Source organism: Ruegeria sp. CDSA193 (assembly GCF_059611885.1).
In genome coordinates this window covers 1-1,272 of the sequence record NZ_JBXWPN010000019.1, presented here as the reverse complement: position 1 = coordinate 1,272, position 1,272 = coordinate 1, and the positions used below count along the sequence as shown (strand labels likewise).

The window sequence follows — 1,272 nt, the reverse complement described above, 5'->3', positions numbered from 1 at the left end:
GGTTTTTTCACCCAGTCTCTCTCAGCGCGCGACCCAGAGCTGTTCGGCTCGATCACGTCCGAGCTGGGCCGTCAGCGCGACGAGATCGAATTGATCGCGTCCGAGAACATCGTCTCTGCTGCCGTGATGGAAGCGCAGGGCTCGGTGATGACTAACAAATACGCCGAAGGATACCCCGGCAGGCGTTACTATGGCGGGTGTCAATTTGTTGATATCGCTGAAAATATGGCCATCGACCGCGCCAAGCAGCTGTTCGGTTGCGGCTTTGCAAACGTCCAGCCGAACTCTGGCTCTCAGGCAAACCAGGGCGTGTTCCAGGCACTGATCAAACCCGGCGACACCATCCTGGGCATGAGCCTGGATGCGGGGGGCCACCTGACCCATGGCGCCGCACCCAACCAGTCGGGCAAGTGGTTCAACGCCGTCCATTACGGTGTGCGCAAACAGGACAACCAGATCGACTATGACCAGATCGAAGCGCTGGCGAAAGAGCATCAGCCCAAGCTGATCATCGCAGGCGGGTCGGCCATTCCGCGCATCATTGATTTTGCCCGCATGCGCGAGATCGCGGACATGGTCGGCGCCTATCTGCATGTCGACATGGCCCATATCGCCGGTCTGGTCGCGACAGGCGCACACCCATCGCCCTTCCCGCATGCGCATGTGGCTACCACCACCACGCATAAAACCCTGCGCGGTCCGCGGGGCGGCATGATCCTGACCAATGACGAGGCGATCGCCAAGAAAGTGAACTCGGCCATCTTCCCTGGCATTCAGGGCGGCCCGCTGATGCATGTCATCGCGGCCAAGGCCGTGGCCTTTGGCGAAGCACTGCGACCCGAGTTCAAGGACTACATCGCCCAGGTGGTCACCAACGCACAGGCCCTGTCGGACCAGTTGATCAAAGGTGGGCTCGACACAGTCACCCACGGCACCGACACCCATGTGGTTCTGGTGGACCTGCGCCCTAAAGGCGTCAAAGGCAACGCGACCGAAAAGGCACTGGGCCGGGCGCATATCACCTGCAACAAGAACGGTGTCCCGTTCGATCCCGAAAAACCGATGGTGACCAGCGGCATCCGCCTTGGCAGCCCCGCAGGCACCACCCGCGGCTTCGGCGAGGCCGAGTTCCGCCAGATCGCCGACTGGATCATCGAAGTGGTCGACGGTCTGGCCGCAAATGGCGAGGACGGTAACGGTGAGGTCGAGGCCAAAGTCAAAACCGAAGTCGCAAACCTATGCGCCAGATTCCCAATCTATCCAAACTTGTAA

General features: G+C 60.7%; 1 protein-coding gene. It reads left to right on the top strand.

The genetic code is table 11. From position 1 onward, the window contains the following. Positions 1-1,272, top strand: a 1,272-nt coding sequence (gene glyA, locus AC2FLG_RS20440; protein WP_496679944.1) for a serine hydroxymethyltransferase, incomplete at its 5' end; no start/stop codon positions are given.